Origin of the sequence: Symbiobacterium sp. (genome assembly GCF_040797425.1) — a bacterium.
Classification (GTDB): domain Bacteria; phylum Bacillota; class Sulfobacillia; order Symbiobacteriales; family Symbiobacteriaceae; genus Symbiobacterium.
Map to the genome: position 1 here is coordinate 25,584 of NZ_JBFNEH010000023.1, position 20,586 is coordinate 46,169.

Annotated in this window: 11 protein-coding genes; 4 read left to right on the plus strand and 7 right to left on the minus strand. The window is 67.6% G+C overall.

Translation table 11 applies throughout. The annotated features are described in order from the left end of the window. Positions 1-27 precede the first annotated feature (27 nt). The 6 genes from AB2385_RS08965 to yhbH all read right to left on the minus strand — a co-directional run bounded on the left by AB2385_RS08965 (position 28) and on the right by yhbH (position 9,635). Positions 28-378 (minus strand): hypothetical protein, encoded by a 351-nt coding sequence (locus AB2385_RS08965; RefSeq protein WP_367654624.1) that lies wholly within the window; start codon positions 376-378, stop codon positions 28-30. Between the two features lie 383 nt (positions 379-761). Continuing rightward, complete coding sequence (locus AB2385_RS08970) at positions 762-2,216, minus strand: NAD-dependent succinate-semialdehyde dehydrogenase (RefSeq protein WP_367654625.1); 1,455 nt, start codon at positions 2,214-2,216, stop codon at positions 762-764. A 61-nt stretch (positions 2,217-2,277) separates the two neighbouring features. Next, the gene (pcaF, locus tag AB2385_RS08975; protein WP_367654626.1) at positions 2,278-3,597 is read right to left on the minus strand and encodes a 3-oxoadipyl-CoA thiolase; all 1,320 of its coding nucleotides are present in this window, start codon (positions 3,595-3,597) and stop codon (positions 2,278-2,280) included. After that, a complete protein-coding gene (locus AB2385_RS08980) occupies positions 3,585-5,249 on the minus strand; it encodes a Gmad2 immunoglobulin-like domain-containing protein (protein WP_367654627.1) in 1,665 nt (554 codons plus the stop codon). The genes pcaF and AB2385_RS08980 overlap by 13 nt, the downstream gene beginning before the upstream one ends. A 167-nt stretch (positions 5,250-5,416) precedes the next feature. Then, positions 5,417-8,206, minus strand: coding sequence for an N-acetylmuramoyl-L-alanine amidase (locus tag AB2385_RS08985; protein ID WP_367654628.1), 2,790 nt, complete (start codon positions 8,204-8,206; stop codon positions 5,417-5,419). A gap of 283 nt (positions 8,207-8,489) precedes the next feature. After that, on the minus strand, positions 8,490-9,635 hold the full coding sequence (gene yhbH, locus AB2385_RS08990; RefSeq protein WP_367654629.1) for a sporulation protein YhbH: 1,146 nt from the start codon (positions 9,633-9,635) through the stop codon (positions 8,490-8,492). Between the two features lie 233 nt (positions 9,636-9,868). Here yhbH and AB2385_RS08995 point away from each other — a divergent pair, with 233 nt between their 5' ends. The 4 genes from AB2385_RS08995 (at position 9,869) to AB2385_RS09010 (ending at position 19,996) form a co-directional block, all read left to right on the plus strand. Continuing rightward, complete coding sequence (locus tag AB2385_RS08995; RefSeq protein ID WP_367654630.1) at positions 9,869-15,703, plus strand: S8 family serine peptidase; 5,835 nt, start codon at positions 9,869-9,871, stop codon at positions 15,701-15,703. Positions 15,704-15,871: 168 nt separating this feature from the next. Further along, positions 15,872-17,578, plus strand: coding sequence for a hypothetical protein (locus AB2385_RS09000; RefSeq protein ID WP_367654631.1), 1,707 nt, complete (start codon positions 15,872-15,874; stop codon positions 17,576-17,578). A 59-nt stretch (positions 17,579-17,637) separates the two neighbouring features. Further along, positions 17,638-18,828, plus strand: coding sequence for a hypothetical protein (locus AB2385_RS09005; RefSeq protein ID WP_367654632.1), 1,191 nt, complete (start codon positions 17,638-17,640; stop codon positions 18,826-18,828). A 382-nt stretch (positions 18,829-19,210) separates the two neighbouring features. Next, positions 19,211-19,996 carry a sortase gene (locus tag AB2385_RS09010; RefSeq protein WP_367654633.1) on the plus strand — a complete coding sequence of 262 codons (786 nt, stop codon included), beginning with the start codon at positions 19,211-19,213 and terminating at the stop codon, positions 19,994-19,996. Here the strand turns inward: AB2385_RS09010 and AB2385_RS09015 are convergent. Then, entirely contained in the window at positions 19,993-20,478 is a 486-nt protein-coding gene (locus AB2385_RS09015) for a phosphatidylglycerophosphatase A (RefSeq protein WP_367654634.1), read from the minus strand. The genes AB2385_RS09010 and AB2385_RS09015 overlap by 4 nt on opposite strands. Positions 20,479-20,586: the final 108 nt, after the last annotated feature.

The following is a 20,586-nucleotide window of genomic DNA, read 5'->3' on the forward strand; positions in this document are numbered from 1 at the left end:
AACCCCACCATCCTGGTTGCCGTACCACTATTCATGCACATAGTAGATGACAGCCCCCATTCTCTGCCTCCCGAAACCATCTTTGAGGTAGCCGCGGTTCATGTTCGTTTCGCCGGCCTGAGCGATTGCTGGCCCTCTCTCGGGGTCGTAAGGTTCGTCGCTGGGAATCACCATGGCCACATGCCCAATACCACCAGGGTTGTAGAACACTGCTACGACTGGCTTTCCCTCGTTGGCCCATTCCTGGGCTAACCGACCCGCGTCAACCGGTCTCCTCGCACTGGCCAGTTCCTTGGCCTTATCGGTCTTATCGACAGGGATCCAGCCATTGGAGGCACCATACTGTGCCAACCAGACTGCCGTGAGGTTGGCGTCCAACTCTTGGCCGTCCGGGCCTGGTATAGCTTTTTTGGACCAGTCCCGCTTCTCTACCCAGTGGGGAATCTCAGCCCCATGGGCCCGGGTGACGTCCCAGACGAAGATGTTACAGTAGGGTGTTCTGATCGCGCACGCGCCCAGGCATTCACCTGCGTCATCATGTCCTTATCGCCGAACTGCCGCCCCCGTTCGGTGGTGGCCAGTGCGAGATCCCGACCGAACATCGTGTTGTCCTCCCACACCATAATACTCTGTTTAATGTGTCGAATTTCACAGTTCTCCCCTATCGCTCGTTTCTCCTGCTCCTTCGAGACAGGCCCGCAAGCAGACAAAGGCCCCCGGGGCAACCATCCGCCCCGGGGGCCCGCTCATGTGGCCATGCATCACTTGTCCAGAACGATGGAGAGGTACTTGTACTCGAGGTAATCCTCCAGCCCGTGGCGCCCGCCCTCGCGGCCCTGGCCGCTCTCCTTGATGCCGCCGAAGGGCGCCTGGGGAACCGCCAGGAGGGAGTCGTTCACCGCGACCATGCCGTACTCCAGCGCCTCGCTCACCCGCACCGTCCGGCCGAGGTTGCGCGTGAAGATGTAGGCGGCCAGGCCGTACGGGGTGTCGTTGGCCCGCCGGATCACCTCCTCCTCGGTGCGGAACGGGATGATCGGGGCCACGGGGCCGAACGTCTCCTCCCGCATGATCTTCATGTCATCCGTGACCTGGTCGAGCAGCGTGGGGGCATAGAAGAAGCCGCGGTCGAACTTCTCGCCGGTCAGCCGGTGCCCGCCGGTGAGCACCCGGGCCCCCTTGCCGCGGGCATCGCTGACGTGCTCTTCTACTTTTATAAATGCGGCCTCGTCGATCAGCGGCCCCACGGCGGTGCCCTCCTCCAGCCCGTACCCAACCCGCAGACCGCGCACCGCCTCCACGAACCGGCGGGTAAACTCCGCCGCCACCGACTCCTGCACGAAGATCCGGTTGGCGCAGATGCAGGTCTGCCCGGCGTTCCGGAACTTGCTGGTGATGGCCCCCTGCACGGCCGCGTCCAGGTCGGCGTCGTCGAAGACGATGAACGGCGCGTGGCCGCCCAGCTCCATGCTGAAGCGCTTCATCCGCGCAGCCGCTCCCTGCGCCAGGTACTTGCCCACCTCGGTGGAGCCGGTAAACGAAATCTTCCGCACCAGCCGGTTCTCCAGAAACTCCTGCCCCACGGCCGCCGGGTCGCGGGTGGTGACGATGTTGACCACGCCCGCCGGCAGGCCGGCCTCCTGGATGATCTCGGCCAGGAGGAGGGCGCTCAGCGGGGTCTGCTCGGCCGGCTTCAGGACCACCGTGCAGCCGGCCGCCAGGGCCGGGGCGATCTTCCGGGTGATCATGGACGACGGGAAGTTCCAGGGCGTGATGGCCGCGACCACGCCCACCGGCTGGCGCAGCACCACGATGCGGGTTCGCCGGGAGGAGGCGGGGATGACCTCGCCGTAGACGCGCCGGGTCTCCTCGGCGTACCAGTTCAGGTACTCCGCCCCGTTGATCACCTCGGCCTTCGCCTCGGGCAGCGGCTTGCCGTTCTCTTCCGTGAGCACGCGGGCGAGTCGGTCGACGTTCTGCATGATGCCGTCGTAGACCTTGCGCATGTAACGGGCCCGCACGTGGGCGGGCAGCGAGGACCACTCCGCAAAGGCGGCGTGGGCAGCCTCAATGGCGGCGCGAGCATCCTCCGCACCGGCATCGGGAACGGTGGCCACCACCTCGCCGGTGGCAGGGTTGGTCACGGCGAACCGTGCGCCGCTCGCCGCCTCCCGCCACTGGCCGCCGATGAAAAGCTGATAGGACTGTGCGGACACCAGCGATCCCCCCAGAACCTGCATTTTCCAAACCCATGATGCGGCCTGGGTTGCGGGGTTGTCAACGGCGGTGGCGTCCGGATCCGGGAGGCGGGTCGGGTGCTTGGCCCGCATGGCGGTTGGCGCGGCTCACTTGCCCTCCGGCGGCCTCGACCACCATGGCGATGCCCTGCCCGACCCCGATGCACATGGTGGCGAGTCCATACCGGCTGCCGCGGCGGACCATCTCATGTACCAGCGTCGTCAGAATGCGGGCCCCGGTGCACCCCAGCGGGTGTCCGAGCGCGATCGCCCCGCCGTTCACGTTCACCCGGACCGGGTCCAGGCCGAGGGCGCGGATGCAGGCCACGGCCTGCGCCGCAAAGGCTTCGTTCAACTCCACGAGGTCGAGCTGGTCGACCGTGAGGCCAGCCCGCTCCAGCGCCTTCCGCGTGGCGGGGACAGGGCCCATGCCCATGATCGACGGGTCGACTCCGGCCACGGCCGTGGCAACGATGCGGGCCATGGGGGTCAGCCCGAGGGCCCTGGCCCGCTCAGCCGACATCACCAGGAGCGCGGCCGCGCCGTCGTTGATCCCGCTGGAGTTGCCGGCTGTCACGGTCCCGCCCTTCCGGAAGGCCGGCGGCAGCCGCACCAACTGCTCCAGCGTCGTGTCCGGGCGCGGGTGCTCGTCCGTGGTGACGAGCCGGGTCTCGCCGCGTCCGGCGGGAACCGGAACCGGGACCAGTTCCGCGTCGAACCGGCCTTCCCGCATCGCGGCGGCACAGCGCCTCTGGCTCTCCAGGGCGAACCGGTCCTGGTCCTCGCGGGAGATCTGCCACTGCTCCGCCACCCGCTCCGCCGTCTCGCCGAGGCTGATGGGCGGATACGCCTCGGCGAGGCGGGGGTTCACGAACCGCCAGCCGAGGGTGGTGTCGTATATCTCCACCTGGCGCGCCCAGGGAGCGGCCGCCTTGGCCATCACGAAGGGCGCACGTGTCATCGACTCGGTTCCGCCGGCGATGAAGACCTCACCCTCGCCGCTCCAGATGGCCCGGGCCGCCTGGGCCACCGCCTCGAGGCCTGAGCCGCAGAGGCGGTTCACCGTGACCCCGGGAACGGTCACGGGCAGCCCGGCCAGAAGCACGGCCATGCGGGCGACGTTCCGGTTGTCCTCCCCGGCCTGGTTGGCGCAGCCGAGGTAGACATCGTCAATCGACTCCGGTGGGACAGCCGGGTTTCGCTCCAGCAGCGCCCGGATCACGGTCGCCGCCAGGTCGTCCGGGCGGACGTCCCTGAGGGCCCCGCCGTACCGACCGATGGGCGTACGGACCGCATCGACAATCACTGCTTCTGCCGGGCGCCCGCGCGACACGGCCAGCCCATCCCTCAGGGCAGCCACTGCCCGGCCACCTGCCACCCGGCGATGCGCCACGTGCCCCCCACGGGCACGAAGCGCCAGGTCAACGTGGAGGCCTGTCCGGTGAAGTTGCTCACGTAATCCATCCGCACCAGGGTCCCCTCCCCGTCCGGTTCCACCGAAAGGCGAATCGCGTCGGGGAACCAGTCCTCTGCCTTGAGGTTCACCGGGGCGCCCGCCACCCACTCCCGATAGTGGGCGGCCGCCCGGCCGGTGGTCAGCAGTTCCGCCCGCTCATACAGGTCGGCGTTCCAGAAGCGCGTCAGCAGTTCCCGGGCCGTCGCCTCGTCGAGAGGAGGAGGCGGCGGCGCACTCGCGTCGGGGGCGGGGTAGTACGAGGCCAACTCGATCTCCGTCACCAGCCCGCGCGGGCCAAACCGCACCGTCAGCGCCGCATGGGACGAGGGGCTCAGGTACCGCCACTCCGCCCCGTCCGCGGCGATTGCCTGCGGCGCCCCGAGCCGGGCGACCACCTCAGCCGCGCACTGCCCCACCGCCACGCCGGCGCCGGCTTCGCCGCTGGCCGTCACCAGGCGGTGCGCCTGCGCCTGCAGGTGCGCCGCGTAGGGGAAGTGGGCCCACACCGCACCATTCCCAAAGACGTAGGTGCGGTCGTCGAAGCTGCTGCCTGGCCCCAACAAGGTCTCTAGTTCCTCCAGCCGGCTGCGGAGGGGTGCTCCCGCCACGGTCAGCTCCGCCGCCTCCGGCTCCCAGACCCGCCCGGGGTCGGGCTCCACCGCACCCCCGACCTGTGCGGGCGGGGTGAAGCGGAGTGCCAGGCGGTCCGAGAGCGCCCAGTCTTCCCCGCGGATACTCAGCACTTCTGCCGTGCCTGTGTCGCCACTGGGCTGCCCGGCCAGCGGAACCGTCACCACGAAACTCCCCCAGTCGCCGCGGCCGCCGCCCGCCTCCGCCTGCACCTCGCCCAGGAGCGCACCGCCCCCGTCGCGCACCCGCACCAGCAGCACGTTCTCGTTCACCATGGCGAACCCGCTCACGACCACCCGGCCCGTGCAGGCCTGGTCGTGCAGCGCGGAGGCCAACCGGACGCCGGCCTCGGGCAGGGGAACCGGCGGAAGACTATGCGGATTGCGCACCGCCGGCAACCACGGGCTGCCCGGCTCGGGCCCCTGGACGACCCGGGGCGGCTCACCGCCGGCAGCATCCGCCGCCAGTACGGCCACTCCGGGCGCCCCCTTCTGCCCTTCCGTGATGCGGTACCCGACCTCCACCGCCCCTTCTCGCCGTGCGAGGCGGGTGATCGTCAGGGCGCCGGCCGTCCCGGGTGCGGCGACGAGATAGGTCTTCCCCTCCTCGAATAGGGTCACCAGCCCGCCGTGCTCCTGGATGGCGGCGACCCATGCGCACACGGCCTCCGGAAGCGGCTGGTTCGCCATCACCGGCGTGAGGCCCGTCACCCCGCCGGCGATGTTCAGAGGCGGCGCGGTGCAGTCGGAAGTCTGATCCGGGCGGGCGCCTCCCTGATTTTCCTGTGCCGGCTCCTGCGCCGAGACCGGTGCCGTTTCTTCCACGCTTTCCGGTGCTGGCTCCTGCGGCGGCGCCCATGCGGCACATCCAGCCGTGAGCACCGCCAGGAGCAGTGCCGTCGTCCACTGCTTCACGCTTCGACACATAACCGCAACACCTCAGCAGACGAACATGCGTCCGTCGCTCCGAGACTCGCCCGCCGGCCTCCACGAGCCGGGCCGGCCCTCGTAAGGACCACGGCCCGCCGCCCACGGTGCCCGCCCTCTTGGACGGACCGGCACTTGCGCTGCCGCGGCCGTGCGCGGCGGCCCGCCTACCGGAGCTTCGCGTACTCCTCCCGCACCATCTCCATGAACCGGTCCCAGGGGAAGTTGCGGGGTTCGTTGTACTTGCCCGACTTATTCAGGAAGTCTCCGTGCCCGACGACGGTACTCCTGGTGAGATCCACGAACGGCTTGCCGTCAGGGTTCAGCACGAGGTTGCCGTTGGCATCGCGCAAGTACTCCCGCGTGGGCTCGAGGCCGTACCGGTGCAGGATGTCCGCCACCAACCTGGCCGCCTGCCGCAACTGCTTCTCCGTGTAAACGAACTCCACGCCCTCCAGGGTCTCCCAGTTGCCGGAGAACGGTGTGCGCAGGTCGTCGTTTTGCAGTTCGATGCCGATGGACCGCCGGTTCATATAGCCCGCGTCCTGAACCCACGGGTTATTCCTCAGCCCTGCCGGAGCAGAGGACTTGTTGATGCCGCCGGCGTGGTAGGCGATGTTTTTCTCGGCCACTGCCCGCGTGATCACGCCATCGTGGTCCACGATGTAGTGCGCCGAAGCCTCCACGTCATTGGACCAGTGGCTGAGGGCAGCTTCCGTGCCGCCGGCGGAGATATGATGGATCACCACGTGGGTGATGTCGCCCCGGGTGCGGTTCGCGACCGTGTAGTTGGCCGGGTGGACCCGATGGGTCTGGTCGACGATCTGGAGGGGCGGCGCTGACTCCGGAGAGCGCTGGGGTTGGGTGACGGAGCGGCCCTCCACCTCTGCCCATCGCTCATAGAAGTAGATGACATCTTCCAGATAGCGCGGGTTGCCGCCCTTGACCACCGACCGGAAGGAGGTCCACTCCTCCTCAGGCCGGCCGGCCGCTCGTGCCGCCTGGATTGCTTTCAGGACGTTGCCCTGCCCGTAGTTGTAGGCCTGTATCCCCTTCCGCACGTCTCCATCGAAGTAATCAATGAAGTATCTGAGAATCTGGGCTCCCTTCCAGATATTCTCCACCGGGTCGAGCAGCGGTTCGGGCGAGGAGTAGCCCCACAGATTCCAGACGATCTGCATCAGACCGGTGTCGCCACTGCCTCCCCTCGCGTCGGGGTGTCCTTTCGACTCGCGGGTGATGACAGCCTTGATGAGCAGCGGGTCCAGGTTGTAGGCGGCTGCGGCTGCCCGGATGACCGAGTCGTACCGGTTCACGCGTTCGATGATTTCCCGGCCCTCTTTCTCCCAGATGTCCGCGACGTTGGGGCTGGGCTCCAGCAGTCTCCCGGCGCCCGGGAAGAGTTCCTCCCGGCTCACTGGACCCTGTGGCCGGAAACGGGCCTCGGCGAGGGCATCCCACTGGGCCACCAGCGCCGGGTCCAGGTGCTCGCGCCAGAAGGCAAGCGCGGCCGTTGCCCGCTCGACCACCGCGATCGAAGAGCGGCTTTCCGCCAGAACCTGGCGCGCGGCCAAGTATTCTTCCTGAAGTCGCTGCTCGAACTGCTCTGCAATCCGTCGGCCCGGGCGGCTGGCAACCGCAACCGGTAGGGCTGCCAACAGGCTCTCTGCCTCTGCCAGCGCCGCGCGGTCGCAGTTCAACAGTGCCCTCCAGTATGCCTCGTAGGCTTGCCCAAACTCAGCCAGCACGGCCCCCTTCTCACGGTCCAGATGCCAGCTGTTGTCAGACCGCCAAAGCACCTCTGCCCCGGGGTCGCGCACCACCAGGAGTGCCCTGACCTCGGCCCCCTGCTGCTCCCAGCGCTCCGTGGGCTGACCCTGGAAGTATGCCTGCCACCAACCTTGCTTCGCCCGGTACAGCATGGCGTAGGCATCGTGCAGGCTCACCGCCTCAGCCTGGATCGCCTCCACCAGCACGCCGAAGACCGGGTCTTGCAGGTTCGCATCCCTGAAATCCCGCAGGGGCTGGTAGAACTCGGCATCCCAGCGATTGGCGGCCTCCTCGCCGTCCTTGATGACGCGGTGCCAATACTCCGCCTTGCCCTTCAGGAAGTTCTCGCGGAAGGTGAGAACGGCATCGACCCGGCTGGCCTGTTCTCCAAACACCGACGCGAGTTTCTCCTGCATCCACCCCTCGCCGAGCACCTCGTCAAAACGATCCAGCCGGGCGAGGTGCTCCTGCACTTGCGGGACCGTGGCCATGCCGGTCTCCAGTTCTTCGCGCAGGAGGGTGAGCTCGGCGATGGCCTGCTTCTCCACCAGGCGCAGGATGGAGTCCCGCACGCCGAAGGGATCCGCCGGGGGTGGCCCGGGCGGCAGCGGCTGGCCCGTCAGGAACGCCTGCCAGTACTCCGCCAGCTTCGCCCACTGCTGCTGCATGGCGACGATGTGCTCCCGGGTCTCGGGTTTCACCTGTTCCCACAGGTGGACATACGGGAGAAATGCCGGATCCGCGCGGAACTGGGGGTCGACCACGTCCAGCCGCCCCTGCTCGGCCAGGCTCCTATACTGCTCGCACTTGAGCTGGACCAAGAGGACGTCGGGGTCGGCCGTGAGCTGGAGGGCCAGTTGGTCCGCCTCACGGCCGGACACCGCCGCGTAGACGCGCACCAGCGTCCGTCCTTCAGGGTTGTCCAGTCCCTGGCTCCGCAGCGCCGCCTTGGCCTCCGGCGAGAAGGCGTCCCCCTCCCCACGCATCTCCTCCCCCAGCATGTTCTTGACATAAGTGAACGCCCAGGCCTGGAGCACGGCCGGGTTCCGTTCCCCCGGCTCGGCACCGCCCAGGCTACCTAGCGTTGCGAGCGCCTCCGCGTTCATACATAAGTCCCTGACCTGAGACATCAAGTAGGATACGGTCAGACCGTCCCGCTGCAGCACCGGGCTCCTGGAACGGTCCATATTCCATCTGCCTCCCCCGACATCAGAGTCTGTCACCCACGCATATCACTCTTTTCCGTCTAAACTCAATATTCAGTCATCTTCGTGCCCGCCCGAATCCCCGCGCCTCCAGTTGCCGCCTTGCGACTGGTCACCACGCCGAACGTTTAGCCGTGAACGGGCCGCCTCCCCCTTACCCTGAATCAGAACACCCCATCGCTCACCCCTGTGCTAGGCCCTACCGTCCCGCAAGGAGCGCCGGAAGGCAGAGGGTCCGGCCGCACCGCCGGACCCTCCGCTTGCGCTATCCCACCGCCATCCCGCCGCGGCTGAACCACTTCTGCAGGGCGGGATAGACGTCCCGTTTTTCCGTAATGGTCACAATCACGAACCGCGGGTCCTTGATCGCCGAGAAAGCGCTCATGAGTGAGCTCGTGTACCCGCCCTCCCGGATCTCGCCGTACCCGAACAGGTTCGAGACCTCCAGCAGCTTGTGCACCAGCTCCACGCAAACCCGGTTGTCGTTGTCGCTCCAGTTGTCCCCGTCAGAGAAATGGAAGGGATAGATGTTCCAACGCTCCGGGTCGTACCGCTCCCGGATGATGTCCAGCGCCAGCCGGTAGGCCGACGAAACCCGCGTGCCTCCGCTTTCGCCCAGCTTGAAGAACGCCTCCTCATCCACTTCCCTGGCCTCGGAATGATGGATGATGAAGACGATCTCCACGTCCTGGTACTTCGTCCGCAGGAACCGGGTCATCCAGAAGAAGAGGCTCCGGGTGATATACTTCTTGAACTCGCCCATTGAGCCGGAGGCGTCCCGCATCGCGATGACCACCGCGTTGCTGCTGGGGCGCATCTCCTGCTCCCATACCTTGAAGCGCAGGTCTTCGTTTGTGATGTTCCCCAGGACGGGCATGCCCAGGCGGGCGTTGCGCTTCAGGTTCTCCATGATCGTGCGCCGCCGGTCGAGGTTGGCCATGGGCCCCTTCTTCCGCACCTCGGTGAAGCGCACCTCTTCGGTCGGAACCTCCTGCGTCGACTTGGGCTTGAGGTCGGGCAGGCCCAGGTCCTCGAAGATCAGCTCGGCCAGCTCGTCGACCGTCACCTCGGCCTCGTAATAATCCACGCCGGGCTGGTCGCCGGGCTGGTTTCCGGTACCGGCTCCCTTCCCACCGGAACGGGCCCGGCCGAGCACGTCGCCCACCCGCGAGTCGCCGTTGCCCTGCCCCACCCGCTTCCCCTGTTTCGGGTCGAACCGGAAGCGGTACTCCTCCAGCGTCCGAATGGGTACCTTCACCAGCCGCTTGCCGTCGGAGGTGATAATGGACTCCTCGGCGATGATCTCGGGCAGGTTCTCCCGGATCGCCTCCTTGATCTTCTCCTGGTGCCGGGCCTGGTCGATGGGGCCTTTCCGGTGCAGGCTCCAGTCGTGCTGAGACGTCGAAGCCATACTCCTCCCCCCTCCTCAGTCTGCACACCTGCGCGGGTGAACGGTCCTGATTCCAGTCTATGATGCAGCTTTGTGGCAGACTTGCCGCGCACGCACGTAAACTCACGACTTTCGCTGACAGATTATTTACGCTTCAATTCCGACAATGACAGGACTGAGCCACCCGGCGGACGAATTCCACCTCTCCACGAGGGCGGACAAGCCCTCGAATCCGGTGTGGAGGAGGAGTGTCCATGCGACCCGCGATCCGTCGCAGCTCCGCGGGTTCCGGCCCGCGGCTGATACGGACCGGTCTGGCCCTGCTCCTGACTGCCGCCGTGCCGGCGCAAGCCATGGCGGCAATCGGCGTCGGCGTCAAACCCGGTCCGGTTCAGTCCGGCCCCGGGAAACCCGCGGCAGTCTCCGTGTTCGGTGACCCCTCGGCCAAGGGTGAGGCCAAGGTCCAGTCCACCGTGCTGGAAGCTTTCAAGGAGAGCGACAAGGTCTCCTACCTGGTGAAGCTGAAGGTACAGGCGGACATCGAAAGCGCCGCGGCCTCCGCACGGGCGACGGCCCGGACCCCTGCTGCAGCCGAACTCGCAGCCCGCAGTGCGGTGATTACCAGCCTGCAAGAGGCTGCCGCCGTGTCCCAGGCGGGGCTGCTGAGCTTCCTGGACAAGGCTCAGTCGGCAGGACTCGTCGAGTCGTACCAGTCCTTCTGGGTTACCAACATGGTGGCCGTCACGTCTGACAAGGCCACCCTGGAGAAGATCGCGGCCCGTCCCGACGTCGAGGCAATTTACCTGGATGAGAAGATCCACCTGATCAAGTCTGACATCGTGTTTGAAGAGGCGGAAGTCGGCACGCTCGCTGCGGAGCCCGAGTGGAACATCACCCGGGTCGGCGCGCCGGCCGTCTGGAGCCAGTTCCAGATCGACGGCACCGGTACGGTCGTCGCCAGCCTGGACACCGGCGTCGACGCCAACCACCCGGCCCTGGCGAACCAGTACAAGGGCCGCGGCGCCAGCGATCACTCCGCCTTCTGGTTCGATGCGGTGAATGGGCGCTCCACTCCCTATGACGACGAGGGTCACGGTACCCACACCGCCGGCACCATGGTAGGCCGCGACCCCGAGGGCGTGAACCAGATCGGCGTGGCCCCCGGCGCCCAGTGGATCACGGCGAAGATCCTGGACAGCAGCGGCAGCGGCTACAGCAGCTGGATCCTGGCCGCCGGTCAGTGGCTGCTTGCCCCCGGCGGCGACCCCGCCAACGCCCCCGACGTGGTGAACAACTCCTGGGGCGGCGGCCCTGGCATGAACGAGTGGTTCCGGGACGTCGTGCGGGCCTGGCGTGAAGCCGGCATCGTGCCCGTCTTCGCCAACGGCAACGACGGCCCCGGCGCCGGCACCGTGGCCAGTCCGGCCAACTACCCCGAGTCCATCGGCGTGGGCAACGTGACCCGCGACGACAGCCTCGCCAACTCGTCCAGCCGTGGGCCCAGCCCGTACGGGGAGATCAAGCCTGAGCTCTCCGCACCCGGCACCGGGGTCCGCTCCTCGCTGCCCGGTGGGGCGTACGGCGCCGGAACCGGCACCTCGATGGCGGCGCCCCACGTGGCCGGCGTGGCCGCACTGCTCCGGCAGGTGGACGCCAGCCTGAGCGTCGATGAAATCGAGGAGATTCTCACCAGCACGGCGGATCCCATGACGAATGCCCAGTATCCCGGCGTTCCCAACAACGGCTGGGGCTATGGCATCGTCAACGCGTACAAGGCCGTCTCGGCCGCACTCGGGCTGACCGAGGGCCGCATCACCGGCCGTGTGCTCACCCAGGGCGACGACCTCCTCGGTCCGACCATCCGCCACACTCCTGTGACCGAGTCCTTCAAGTACACCCCCACCACCATCACCGCGGAGATCACTGACGACGTCTCCCTCACCGCCGTCTACCTGCGCTTCCGGCAGCCCGGCCGCAGCTGGTGGGGCATCGTGGACATGACCCAGACCTCGGGCGACCACAGGGGCGGCACCTTCGTCGGCACCATCCCGGCTGAGCTCTCGACCACCGACACCATCGAGTACTACATTGAGGCCGTCGACTACGGCAACAACCGCGCCCGCAGCGGCTCCCCGACCAACCCGCACGTGATCATCCTGCACAACGGTGCGACGCCCGGCTACTTGGAGGACTTCGAGGGTGCAGCCCCCGGCTGGTTCACCGCCGGTGATCCCGCCGACCTGTGGGAGATTGGCGAACCCACCTCCGGCCCCGGCTACGCCTACTCCGGCACCCGGGTCGCCGCGACCAATCTCTCCGGCCAGTACACCAATAACGCGCAGGCCTTCCTGATTTCGCCGCCCATCGACCTGAGCAACGTCGACGGTCCGCCTGCCCTTCGGTTCCAGCACTGGTACAACCTCGAGACCAACTTCGACCTGGGCATCGTGGCAGCCACCGTCAACTACGGTGAGACCTGGGACATTCTGGCCACCTACACCGGCACCAGCGGAACCTACCAGGAGGCCGTCATCAGCCTGGGCGACTACGTCGGAGCCCAGAACCTCTTCATCGCCTTTGTCCTGGACACCGACAGCTCCGTCACCCGCGACGGCTGGTACCTGGACGACGTGGAGATCTTCGTGGACACCGAGGCTCCGTCGGCTCCGACCAACCTGACGGCCATTCCCACGGGCATGGGCGGCATTGCGCTCACGTGGGACGCCTCGCCGGAGGCCGACGTCGACCACTACACCGTCTACCGCTCCACTACGTCCGGCGAGGGCTACGCCGCCATCGCCACCTCGATCGACACCGCCTATGTGGACATCGCCGTGGAAGCTGACACGCAGTACTTCTACGTGGTGACAGCCACCGACATCTTCGGCAACGAGAGCGGCTTCTCCAACGAGGCCTCGGCCGCACCCGCCGCGGTGGACATCCGCTTCTTTGACGACATGGAGGCCGGCCCCGGCAACTGGACGCTGGATGGCACCAACAATCCCTGGGAATGGGGTGCACCCACCACCGGTCCCGGCGCTGCCTTCTCCGGCCAGTACCTGTGGGCCACCAACCTGCACGGCAACTACCCGGCCAACGCCAACGCCTCCCTCGTCTCGCCGCCCATCGATCTGAGCGGGCTGAGCGCGGCCGCACTGCAGTTCACCCACTGGTACTCGATCGAGCGTAACTACGACTACGGCCGCGTGGAAATCACTGCCGACGGCGGCGCCACCTGGACCGAACTGGCCCGCTACACCGCACCCGGGTCCAGCGGCGCTCCGGTTGGCCCGGAGAGCCCGCTGATCGACCTGAGCGACTACGTGGGCCAGACCGTGCAGATCCGCTTCCGCCTCACCTCCGACGGCTCGGTCCAGTACGCCGGCTGGTACATTGACGACGTCGTCGTGGCCGGCGCTGCGTCCGGGGCCGCGGCCATCGACCTCAGCTTCTCCACCGGCGGCGAACCGGCCGTCACGAAGGACGGCAAGAAGCCGGCTGAGTCGGTCGAGCTGAACCTGAAGATCCCGGCAGCCGTCAAGTCCGACTACCGGATTGACGAGGGCAACGACAAGGTCGGCGCCCTGGCCCTGCCGGTCCTGGATGCCACCGTGACCGTCCTCGAGACAGGCCGCATGGTGCGCACCAGCCCGGCCGACGGCTCCTTCACCCTGGATCTCCCCGCCTCCACCTACACGCTGGTGGCCGAGTCCTACGGCTACTACCCGCAGGAGCGCGTGGTCACGGTGGAGGGCGGCGAGGAAGTCACCGTCAACTTCCTGCTTGAGGCCATTCCGTACGGCGAGCTGCGCGGTACCGTGATCAACTCCCGGACCGGCGAGCCGGTCGAAGGCGCCCGGGTCCACGTGGTCGAGGACGCCCGCATCGCCCCGACCTTCACCGATGCCGATGGCGAGTTCAGCCTCAGGGTGCTCGAGGGTACCTACACCCTGGTCGTCTCCCACAGCAACTACTACAGCCACTCTGAGGTCGTCGAAGTGCCAGGCAACGGGACCACCTCTGTGGAGATTGCCCTGCGTCCCTTCGTGGGCGTGCCCGGCGAGCTGGCCTATGACGACGGCACCGCCGAGAACGCCTGGGCGTTCTACGACGCCGGCAACGGCTGGGCCGTGCGGATGACTGCCGAGCAGCCCGTGCTGCTCACCGGCGCCAAGGTCTACCTCTGGGATTCCAGCTGGCCCGGCTACGGTGCGAGGGCCTTCCAGGTGGCCGTCTTCGGCGCCAGGGCAGATGGCACGCCTGGTGACCTCCTGGCCGGCCCCGTGCTGGTGGAGAACGGTATCCTGGGCGGCTGGAACGAGGTCGACCTGCGCAGCTACGGCATCTCGGTGCAGGGTGACTTCTATGTGGCCTACATCCAGGCCGACGCCTACCCGAACGTGCCTGGCATGGCCTTCGACGAGACCACCACCCAGGGTCGCACCTGGCAGCTGGTAGGCGGCGCCTGGGGTCCCTGGACCGACGAGGGCAACGCGATGATCCGCGCACTGGTCTCCACGGAGGTCGGCGCTCCGGTCATCACGTCTCCTGCGGACGGTTCCTTCACCAACCAGACCGAGGTTACGGTGGAGGGCAAGGGCGTCAAGGGCACGACCGTGCGGCTCTATGACAACGGCGAGCCCGTGGCCGAGGCCGCGCCGGGCGACGACGGCCGGTTCGCAGCCGTGGTCAGCCTCGTGGAAGGCGAGCACCTGCTCACCGCAGTGGCCGTCAACCCCGAGGGCATGACCACCGATCCCTCGGCGCCCGTCCGGATCACCGTGGACCTCACGGCTCCGGAGCTCACCATCACCTCGCCCTCCGATCCTGCCCTGGTGAACAGCCGGCTTCTCACCGTCACGGGTCGGGCGGTTGACCTGCACCTGGCCGGTGTTACGGTGAACGGCACCGCCGCCGACGTGGACGAGGAAGGCAACTTCACGGCCGAGATCCTCCTCCGCGAAGGCGACAACTCCGTCACCGTCACCGCCGCCGACCGGGCGGGCAACTCGACCACCGCCACCCTGACCGTAGTGGTGGACATCACCGCACCCGTGCTGACCAACCTGCAGCCCGACTCCGACCTGACTCTGACGACCGGCGACACCCTGGTGGTCTCCTTCGAGTCTGAGCCGGCCCTGGCCCTGGCTGCCTTCAGCATCGTGGCCAACCTGGGCGGCGGCAGCGCCACCAGCGATGATCCCGTGGCCGGACTGGAGCCTGGCGAGATCGCCATGACCGAGACGGCCCCGGGCCACTACGAGGGTACCTTCACCGTGCCGGAGGGCCTGAGCCTGCCGCAGGCGTTCGTGCGGTTCCGGGCGGTGGACGAGGCCGGGAACACGACTCGGGCCTTTGCTCCGGGCCTGCTGACCATCACGGCCGGCGAGCCCGGTGAGCCCGGCGAGCCCGGTGAGCCTGGTGAGCCCGGTGAGCCTGGTGAGCCCGGTGAGCCTGGTGAGCCCGGCGAGCCCGGTGAGCCTGGTGAGCCTGGTGAGCCCGGCGAGCCCGGTGAGCCTGGTGAGCCTGGTGAGCCCGGTGAGCCTGGCGAGCCCGATGAGCCCGGTCAGACCGATCCCACCACCCCGGTGGCACTCATCGACGGGCCGACCGTCGTTGAGGTAAAGAAGAACGGCAAGTGGAGCGCTGCCGAGTCCTACTCCGATTCCCGCATCGTGAAGTACGAGTGGGATATGGGTGACGGCTCCGAGCCCATCAAGGGCAAGAACATCACGTACAAGTACAAGCAGGCTGGCACCTACACCATCACGCTCACCGTCACCGACAAGGAAGGCGACACCGCCACGACGACCCTGACCGTGGTAGTCTTCGAAAAGCCGAAGGCCACCATCCAGGGTCCCAAGTCGGTGAAGCTTGACGAGACCGTCACGTTCGACGGCTCCGGGTCCACCGGCAGCCACATCGTGCGGTACGAATGGAACATGGGCGACGGCTCCGATCCCATCGAGGGTCCGGTCGTCCAGTACCAGTGGGCGCATACCGGGACTTACAAGGTTACCCTGACCGTGACCGACAGCTTCGGCAACACGGCTACGGCCACGCTAACGGTAAAGGTCACGAACAAGTAGCCCACGCCGAGAAAGGGAGCGAAGTTCTGCTCCCTTTCTCTTTTTGACCTTATCACCCAAGAGGGCGAGGTTGATCCGTCAAAATCATCCGATAATTCATGCTGCCAGGCTGTGGCACGGATGCTACGCTTCCTCCAGGTCTCCCTTTTTCTTGAAGGAGGGGTAGAGGTGATAGGGCGACGCCTCAGACGCCAACTCCAGTCGGCGCTGGGCACCCTGCTTTCCCTTGCCGGACTGGTAGTTGCCTCCGTTCCGGCGCTGGCCCAGGAGCCGCATCAGTACGCCGCCTGGAATCTGAACGTGGAATCCGCCGCCCTCGCGTTCGAACGGCTCGGCGGTCCCAACTGCAGCGACACCGCGTACCGCCTCTCGATCCCGACACTGTCGGCGGAGACGGTCTACGCCATGCCGGTGGAGTGCCCTGACCTGCAGAGACTGGCGCCGGGGGACGCCGGTCATGTGGGCTCGTACACCGTGAGGAACGAGGGGGCTCGCTCCGTCCGGCTGAAGTTCCGAGGCCTCACCAGCGGCAAGCTGTTTTCCGGCCCCTCCCCCCTCCAACTGGCGGTCACGGACGACCAGGGCAACACCTACGTTTCGGACGGAAAGACCCGCACCGTTTCCAACCTGGCCCCGGGTGAACAGGTCACCCTTACCGTGAAATACTGGTGGGATCCGGCCGCACCGAACGAATACCAGGGCAGCCAGGGCACCATCCTCCTCTCGCTGGTGGCCGAAAGCGCCGGCAATCCCGGCGGCGGCGACCCGGGTGGCGGCGGTACGGACGACCGTCCCCGCACCCCACCGCGTCAGCCGCCCGCCACTGACCCCGGCGGACCCGCCATTCCCGCTTCAGGCCGGGTGGTGGTCCACGTCCTGGGTGACGCCTTCGGCGACGGCTCCCTCCGGCCTCTGCCCGGTGCGGCCGTGACGCTGGGGGCCCTCTCCGGCTCCACCGACTCGACCGGCCAGGTGGTCTTCGACGGGCTTCCCTTCGGCCTCTACACAGCCATGGCCACGGCCGCCCACCCGGTGCGCGGCACCGACCCGCTGACCGGCACCGGCGCCGCGGAGATCACCGCCGAGGAACCGGTCGGCCACATCACCATCGTGCTCACCTGGCCGCCGGAGCCGCCCGTCCCGCCGCCTGACGTGTCCGAACTGATCGACGAGGAAGGGCCTGTCCTCTCGGAGCAGAACGGGAGCCTCACGGTCCGCGTCCTGGACGCGAGCCCGCGCAACCCGGACGGGCCCCTGCCGATGGCCGGTGCGCTGGTCCATGTGGAGAGCTGGGGCGGCTACACCGGCGAAAACGGTGAGCTGTACCTGGCCAACCTGCCCCTCGGGACCTACACCGTGTATGCCGAGGCCACGGATCCCTCGGGCAGGACCAGCGAGCGCCGCAGCGGCTCGGTGACGGTGGAGCTGACCCCCGAGGCACCGGATCAGACCGTCACCATCCGGCTGGCCTGGGAGGATCCGGCCCCGCAGGCCGACCTCACCCCCGGGTCCATCGCGGGGCGCATCTGTGCACCGCGCACGGGCGCAGCCCGTATCTGGGCGGTCAACGAAGCCGACGAGACCGTCGCGACGGTGGTGGCCGCCACCGGCCGCATCGGCGTGTGGCTCGACTACGAGCTGAACGGGCTGGCCCCGGGGGCCTGGACGCTGACGCTGCAGAACCCCGGGGACCGGGAGGTCTCCCAGCGGGTGGTCGTGAGTCCCGGGCAGGTGACACGGGCACCCGACTTCACCCTGGCCTGCACCGGCGACGGCCTGGCCACGCCGCCCCACGTGGGCTACTTCGCCGCGGGCGTGGTGCTGCTGCTCACCGGCTGGCAGCTGCGGCGGATGGGCAGAATGCGGCAGGCATGATACGATAGCACTGCCGCCTGCACTGCGGCCCACACTACACCGGTTTGGGGGCGCGTGACTTGCTCCAGAAGCTACAGCTGGTGGCGCGGGAGGGCACCATCCGCATTACCCACGCCTATCTCGGACACATCAAGCGGGAGGAAGACCGCAAGGTCCTGGCCCACGCGGACGCCTACGCATGGGAAGACGTGGAGCCCCACCTCCGGGCTCTCCTCACCCAGCACCTCTACCAGGCCATCGAGGGGACCTTGGGCGAGGTCAACTTCCCCTGCATGTACACGGGCGAGGTGCTGCCGGTCGACAAGGTGGCCTCGGCCGAGTTCGACCGCCTCAAGAACCGACCGGCCGTCGAGGTGCTGGAGAGCATCCGCGATATGGAGGAGATCGAGCCGGCGACGCTGGTCGAGCTGGGCAACGTGCTGGCCTACAAGGTGATGGCGGCGGGGGCCATCCGTAACCACCTGCTCGCGATCCTCCGCTTCCAGGCGGCTCCCGAACTGGGGGCCGCCCCCGTTCGGTTCAGCTTCGCCACAGTCCTCGACCTCGACGACCGGGAGGAATCCCTTTTCGACGAGCAGACCGGCCGCTTCATCACTCAGGTGCTGAACAACGTGGTCAAGCGGGGGGCGGTCTCACGGGCCGTTTTCTTCCCTTGCCTCGACGACGACGGGCGGGAGATGGCCGACCTGATGATCTACGCCGGCAGCGGGGCGGCGGCCTGGTTCAGGGCACTGGAGGCCACTCGCCGCCTGAGCCCCCGGCAGGAGGGCCAGGCGCTGCTCAGGATGATCACAGAGGAAAACGCCGCGGGCGAGGTGCCCCACGACCTTTTCCGCCGCATGGGCACCGACCTGCTGGACGAAGCTGCGGACGGGCTCAGTGCGGAGTCGGTGGCCCGCAGCATGGAAAAGGCGGTGGGCCACGGCGTCGACCGTGCGAATCTCCAGGCCCGCTGGAGGGCGGCGTTCGGCGACCTGTCCTACCGCCCGTCCTACACCTCCCTCTTCGGCGGCGGTGAAAGCGAAAAGCCGACCCGCTTGAAAATGCAGGCCGGCAATATTCAGATCAGCCTCACGCCGGATCAGTTGGAGTCGTTCCGCCAGGTAACGGTCGGCGACAGGACCTTCATCCTCTTCGCCGTTCCCGAACGCGCCCGAGTCGTGGTCGGCAAGGACCTGGACCTTAAGATCAAGCCGGTGGCGCTGGCCGACATCCAGCGGTGGATGACCGGCGAGGAGGACGGCCAGTAACCTGAGGGAGTCCCGCACCGGCGGGCTCTGCCCCACGGGATTCTCCCTCTGCCTCCCGGGAGCTTTCCTCCCGGGGCTCCGCCCCGCCAGTCCCCGTGGCCTCCGGGCCACCCGCGCGACAGTCGGGCGCCGGGCTGGTGGGTCGCCGCCGGGCCTCCTCCAGTGCGGCGGCCACCGTGGCGTTCACCCTGCGCCACATGACCACCCACTTGACGGCGGTCAGGGCCAACACCACCAAGACAACGACGGCGAACAGGCGCTGGACCTGGGCCATTTCCATTCTCCCCTGGCGTAAATGTTTTACCGGTATCGCGTTCGACCTCGGCGGCGGCGCCTCCTCCCGAACAGCACATACCGTGGCGCACACCAGGGAGGGATCACCGTGAACGGGCGAAGCCAACGGCACGCTTCCCTGCAGTCCCGGATCGGCGGCCTGTTGCTGCTCCTCGGGGCCGCGCTGCTCGCAGTCCCGGCCGCCCGCTGGGCCCGCGAGGAGATCGCCTATCGCCGCCTGATGGCGCAGGCGTCTGCCCCGTCACCGGTGATGCTGGTGCCGGGGGAGGCCGCGGCCGCAGCAGGGGGAAATGCCGGTGGTCCGTCCGCAGCCCCACCCGGCGGCTCGATGCGGGACCCCGGGAACGGTGGCGGGGAACCGGCCAGCAGCAGGCCCGGGGAAAGCGACGCCGTTACGAACCCGGCCGGGAACGGAGGCGGCCACAGTGATGGTGGTGCGGCACCGCGTGACGGAGGCGAGGGCCCGGGGGAAGCGGCGCCCGCCTATTGGATCAGCATTCCCAGGTTGGAGATTTCCTACCGCGTCGGCGAGGGGGTCGACAACCCGGTTCTGGACGCAGGCCCCGGCCACTACCCGCAGACGGTGCTCCCCGGCGAGGTGGGCAACGCGGCGCTGGCCGGTCACCGCACCATCCGGGGGCGCCCCGCCTACTTCTACCGCCTGAACGAACTGGAACCCGGCGACCGCATCCACATCCGCTACGATGACCGCAGCCTCACCTTCGTGGTGGAGCGGGTCTTCGTCACCGACCCGTACGACCTCTCCGTCCTCGCCCCCACCGACTACCCGGCGCTGACGCTCACCACCTGCGACCCGCCCGGCAGCGACGAGATGCGGCTCATCGTCCAGGCCCGACTTCAGCGGGAGGCCTAATCCTCGATGACCTCCGCCGGCCGCCGGGCGTGGGCGATGCGGCTGGCTGCCGCCGCGGCGATGGCCGCGACCAGGTCGTCCATGAACGTATGACAGGCACCGTTCTTCTTGGAGTTAAGCCGGCCAATGAGGAGCGGCTTGGTCTTGTCGAGGTAGCCGAAGTTGGTGAGGCCGATGGAGCCATATACATTGGTAATGGAAAGCGCCAGGATCTCGTCGACGCCGAAGAGGAAGTCGTCGCCCGCCACGATGGACTGGAGCGGCTCCGGCAGTTTCCCCTGCTCGGCGAGCATATCCAGCGCGACCCCGGTGAGGATGGCGTTCTGAACCTCCCGCTTCCGCACCACAGCCTCGACGCCTTCGAGACACTCCTCCAGCGTCAGCTGGTCGTAGTAGCCCCTCTGAACCTCCAGTACGACCTCGGCAATTTCCTTGAGGGTGACGCCCCGATCGGCCAGCATCTTGACGACCGTCTTGTACATCTAGAACCCCCTGTTCTGGTTCGTACCTTGGGCTATCTAATATGAGACGTCAGACAGAGTGTGTGAGGTTCGCCGCCCTCGGACAAGGTGAGTTTGAGGACCGAGTTG

Coding starts and splice junctions, on each gene's coding strand:
- AB2385_RS08980 (WP_367654627.1), bottom strand. CDS start 5,249: ATGTGTCGAAGCGTGAAGCAGTGGACGACGGCACTGCTCCTGGCGGTG.
- AB2385_RS08985 (WP_367654628.1), bottom strand. CDS start 8,206: ATGGACCGTTCCAGGAGCCCGGTGCTGCAGCGGGACGGTCTGACCGTA.
- yhbH (WP_367654629.1), bottom strand. CDS start 9,635: ATGGCTTCGACGTCTCAGCACGACTGGAGCCTGCACCGGAAAGGCCCC.
- AB2385_RS08995 (WP_367654630.1), top strand. CDS start 9,869: ATGCGACCCGCGATCCGTCGCAGCTCCGCGGGTTCCGGCCCGCGGCTG.
- AB2385_RS09015 (WP_367654634.1), bottom strand. CDS start 20,478: ATGTACAAGACGGTCGTCAAGATGCTGGCCGATCGGGGCGTCACCCTC.